Origin of the sequence: Mycobacterium sp. (genome assembly GCF_049673265.1) — a bacterium.
GTDB lineage: Bacteria > Actinomycetota > Actinomycetes > Mycobacteriales > Mycobacteriaceae > Mycobacterium.
In genome coordinates this window covers 1-4,146 of record NZ_JBATXN010000689.1, presented here as the reverse complement: position 1 = coordinate 4,146, position 4,146 = coordinate 1, and the positions used below count along the sequence as shown (strand labels likewise).

The following is a 4,146-nucleotide window of genomic DNA, read 5'->3' as shown; positions in this document are numbered from 1 at the left end:
GCTGAATGATCAGCAGGCCGTCGCGGCCGCCCGGGAGATCTGGCGCTCGATCAACCGGCCGAACCTGGTGGAGAACATCCTTCCCACCCGACCGCGGGCGACCCTGGTGCTGCGCAAAGACGCCGATCACTCCATCAATCGGCTCCGGCTGCGCAAGCTGTAGCCAAGCCGATGCGGGGTCGCGCACCGCAACCTCTGACGGCGGCGCCCCGCACCGGCGGGACAGGAGTCACGCCGGCAGTCGGCGCACTCCGAGGTATTGCAGGTAGCCGATCAGCGCGGTGTAGACGCCGCTGGCCAGCGTGGCGGCGACGCCGGTCGCGGTCAGCGGCAACACGTCGGCGACCACCACGACGACCGCCGCCACTGTCAACACCGCATTGCCGATCATGACAACGATGCCGGCGCGGCGCAGGTCGGGCGTGGCGGCGAGGATGAACATCAGCAGTCCGCCGAGCACGAAGAATGCGCCGAGGCCATATTCGGCGATGGAGCTCAGCCCCGTCAGCGACGAAAGCGGGTCCGCCGCCGCGGCAATCATCAGGCCGGCCAGGCTGCTCAACGTCGCATCGACTCGCATGGCAAACCGCAGCAGGGAGTCGGTTGAGTCGGCGAACGGTCGGGGGGTCAGTCCGGTAACAGCGGTCATGTCGGAACTCCTTGCGGTGTCGGGTCGAACACTTCTGAGCGTGCCGTTCCGCGACTGCCAGATCGACGCGTCGCGCTGCCAAGCACTGCCATGCGCAGGTCAACTACGTGATCTGGGCCACGTATTCCTTGGCTAGGTGATCTAGCTAGCTGGAGACGGCCACCCGGCCGCGCAGATCGGCGGCGATGAGACGCGCGGCGGCGTTCTGCCAGTTGTGCAGCGACCGCTGCGGCACCTCGGTGACAAACCACTGCCAGGCCTGCCGCGCGGTGGCGTCCAGGCCGGCGGCGGTGGCGTTTTGCGCATAGGCGCGTACGCCCACGACGTAAGGGAAATACAGCGCGTTGTAGTAGCGCCACTGCTCGGTGGTGCCGAAGTCACCGCCGTCGCGCGGCTTTAGCCGCGCGATGCGATCGGCGAGCAGAGCCTTCAGCTCGATGGCCCGCTCCAACGGTTGGTCGGGCGCTCCGCGCGCGGCCAGCCGCTCGTCGACGGCCGGCAACGCGGTCAGCGGGCTGGCCACCAGCTTGGACAGGTCACCGTAGTGGCCCAGCGCGCGGCGGGTGAGCCGGGCGAACGTCTCATCGTCGAAGCCGTCGAGCGGATCGGCCGACCGAAGCGGCAGCGCGGATTGCGTGCGCCGCAACGTCTCCCGGTCGGCACGCAGCATCGGAGATCGCGAGAACACCATCCGGTCCAGCAGCCCGGCCAGCGGGTCGGCCAGCACCTGCACGGCGGTCACTATCGCCAAGCTGGTGAACAGCAGCACCGTCAATGTGATCTGCGCAGTTGGCTGCTGGCGGGTCAACGCGATCCCGATCAGCATCTGTCCGCCGAGCAACGCTGCTACCGCGCCGGTGCCAGTGAATGAGCGCAACATGTCGGCCCGCAGCGCCTGGCCCTCGTCGAACGCGTCCCACAGCGCCACCGCCACACCCAGCCCGAGCACGTCGCAACCGGTCGACGCCAACGCCAGCCAGCTGGGCACCACGCCAAGCGGGATGATCAGGATGGCATTGGCCAACGCAAAGAACAGCGTCGCCGTGACGACCAGCCCGACGACAGGGATCGTCTGCGCGCGGCGCCGCACGGCGGCGGCCATCGCTCCCAGCGTGGACACCGAGATCACCACGCACATCACCACATGCCCGAGCCGCAGCGGCCCGTCGACGCTGCCGGCCAGCGTCGCACCCACCAACGTCAGCGAAGCGACGGCACCGACCAGCAATAGCTCGCCCGCGCGTGCGCGCCCACTGTCAGACGGCCGGGCCAGCTCGACGAGCACCGCGAACCAGGCCACGCCGGGAATCGCCACGACGTAAATCTCGACGTGGCTGAGAAGCGCGGAATGGGTGACGAGCCGCACCGCATCCAGCGCCACCGCCGTCGCAAAGCTGCACAGTCCGACCGCCGAGAACGCCAGCACAGGCTTGCGTGGGTCGCGGGCCAACAGGTACAGGCCCAGCCACCAACTCAGCGAAAACACCAACGCTGACAGCGCTGCCATGCATTCAGTGTGACACGTCGTCAGGTGCCGTAACGGCGGTGGCGCTGGCTGTAATCACGCAATGCGCGCAAGAAGTCGACCCGCCGGAAGGCGGGCCAGTGCGCTTCGGTGAACCACATCTCCGAGTAGGCGCTTTGCCACAACAGGAATCCGGAGAGTCGCTGCTCCCCCGACGTTCGGATGACCAGATCGGGATCCGGCTGCCCGGAGGTGTAGAGGTTCTCCGAGATCGCGTCGACGGTGACGGCGTCGACGAGATCCTCGCCGCTGGCTCCGTTGGCGACCTCCTTGCTCAACAGTGCGCGGACGGCGTCGGCGATTTCCTGGCGCCCGCCGTAGCCGACGGCGACGTTGACGTGAAAGCCCCCGGTTGCGGTGGCCGCTGTACCTTCGACTGCGTCGCGCAGCCGTCGCGCGGGCTCCTCGCCGATCAACTCCAGATCACCAACCGTGCGCACACTCCAGCGGTTGGCCGGCGCGCAGATCTCCTCGACGACATCGGTGATGATCTCGATCAGCGCGGCCAGCTCGGCGGGATCGCGTCGCAGGTTTTCGGTGGACAGCAGGTAGACGGTGGCCATTTCGATGCCGGCTTCCTGGCACCAGCGCAGCATCTCGGCGATCTTGGCCGCGCCCATCCGGTACCCGTAACTGACGTCGTCGTATCCGGCGTCACGTGCCCACCGCCGGTTGCCGTCACACAGCACCGCGATGTGGCGCGGCAGCTCGGATTTCGATGCGGCCAAACCTTGCCGCAACCGCAGCTCATAGACCCGATACAGCGGTTCCTTGAGGCGCGGCGGAATGATCTCCACAGGGATCCAGATTACTGTGGGGAGCAGCACTTACCGGCAATCCGACCACAAGTCAGGAGGGATCTTGAGTCGCGATACCAACGTGGCCACCAAGCCCGGCGCTTCCGGGCCACTCGACGCTGTCGAAGAAGTCGCCGGTCAGGCCCTGGAATCCGCTGCCGACGCAGTGACCAAGCCGAGGGCACGCGGCTGGATCCACTTGGTCTCGGCCGTCCTTGCGGTCGCCGCCGGTGCCGCGCTGATCTCGGTGTCTTGGCCGCTGGCCGGGCTCAAAGCCGGTTTGGCGACCTTCGTCTACGTCGGCGCCGTGGTGGCGATGTTCACCGTCAGCGCCACCTATCACCGGATCACCTGGAAAACGGCGAAGGCCCGCATCCGGATGAAGCGGCTCGATCATTCGATGATCTTCGTGCTGATTGCCGGCACCTATACGCCGTTCGCGTTGTTGGCGATGCCGCCGGCAGCGGGGACGCTGGTGCTGTGCGTCGTGTGGTGCGGTGCACTGGCCGGGGTGTTGCTCAAGATGTGCTGGCCGACCGCCCCACGCTGGGTGGGTGTGCCGCTGTACCTGGGGCTGGGCTGGGTTGCCGCGTTCTACATCGCGGTGATCATGCACATCGCCGGGGTTGCCGCGATGGTGCTGCTGGTTGTTGGCGGCGCGCTATACAGCATCGGTGGCATCCTGTACGCGCTGCGCTGGCCCGACCCGTGGCCCAAGACGTTCGGTTACCACGAGTTCTTCCACGCCTGCACGGTGGTGGCCGCGATCTGCCATTACATCGCGGTGTGGCTCGCGGTCTTCTACGTCGGCCACCCGGCCTAAGCCTGCGTGACGTTGTCCACTGACCAATAGGCCTTCATCGCGGTCACCTTGCCGTCGTCGCGGATCACCATCACGTCGATCGGCTCGATCAGCATCCGGTGCTCGCCGGCGATCACGGTCAGCTTGAACTGGAAGGCCGCCTCGTTGCCAGCTACCCGCAGCGACACGAGTTCGGCTTCGCGCTCGGCGCTTTCAACAGCGGAGTAGAACCCGCGGATCGCCTGCCGGCCGATGTGCACCTCGCCGCCCACCGGGTCTTCGACGGTGGCGTCGTCCGCGTATAGCTCGGCGATATCCTCCGCGCTGCCCTTGGCCAACAGGCTGATGTAACGGTTGACGGTGTCGGTGATCT

At 67.0% G+C, this 4,146-nt stretch carries 5 protein-coding genes and 1 pseudogene; 2 read left to right on the top strand and 4 right to left on the bottom strand.

The genetic code is table 11. From position 1 onward, the window contains the following. Nucleotides 1-163, top strand: a pseudogene (locus WBF82_RS23465) (type I pantothenate kinase); the annotation flags it as partial. Between the two features lie 66 nt (nucleotides 164-229). Here WBF82_RS23465 and WBF82_RS23460 read toward each other — a convergent pair. The 3 genes from WBF82_RS23460 to WBF82_RS23450 all read right to left on the bottom strand — a co-directional run bounded on the left by WBF82_RS23460 (nucleotide 230) and on the right by WBF82_RS23450 (nucleotide 2,971). Next, nucleotides 230-649, bottom strand: coding sequence for a hypothetical protein (locus tag WBF82_RS23460; RefSeq protein WP_424385324.1), 420 nt, complete (start codon nucleotides 647-649; stop codon nucleotides 230-232). A gap of 145 nt (nucleotides 650-794) precedes the next feature. Beyond that, the gene (locus WBF82_RS23455) at nucleotides 795-2,156 is read right to left on the bottom strand and encodes a hypothetical protein (protein ID WP_424385323.1); all 1,362 of its coding nucleotides are present in this window, start codon (nucleotides 2,154-2,156) and stop codon (nucleotides 795-797) included. 20 nt (nucleotides 2,157-2,176) lie between these two features. After that, the gene (locus WBF82_RS23450; RefSeq protein ID WP_424385322.1) at nucleotides 2,177-2,971 is read right to left on the bottom strand and encodes a (2Z,6E)-farnesyl diphosphate synthase; all 795 of its coding nucleotides are present in this window, start codon (nucleotides 2,969-2,971) and stop codon (nucleotides 2,177-2,179) included. A 64-nt stretch (nucleotides 2,972-3,035) separates the two neighbouring features. Between WBF82_RS23450 and trhA the strand changes: the two genes are divergently transcribed. Further along, on the top strand, nucleotides 3,036-3,794 hold the full coding sequence (gene trhA / locus WBF82_RS23445; protein ID WP_424385321.1) for a PAQR family membrane homeostasis protein TrhA: 759 nt from the start codon (nucleotides 3,036-3,038) through the stop codon (nucleotides 3,792-3,794). On the opposite strand, the gene WBF82_RS23440 is transcribed toward trhA, so the two are convergent. Next, nucleotides 3,791-4,144 (bottom strand): nuclear transport factor 2 family protein, encoded by a 354-nt coding sequence (locus WBF82_RS23440; protein WP_424385320.1) that lies wholly within the window; start codon nucleotides 4,142-4,144, stop codon nucleotides 3,791-3,793. The two genes, trhA and WBF82_RS23440, sit on opposite strands and share 4 nt — an antisense overlap. Between the last annotated feature and the right edge of the window lie 2 nt (nucleotides 4,145-4,146).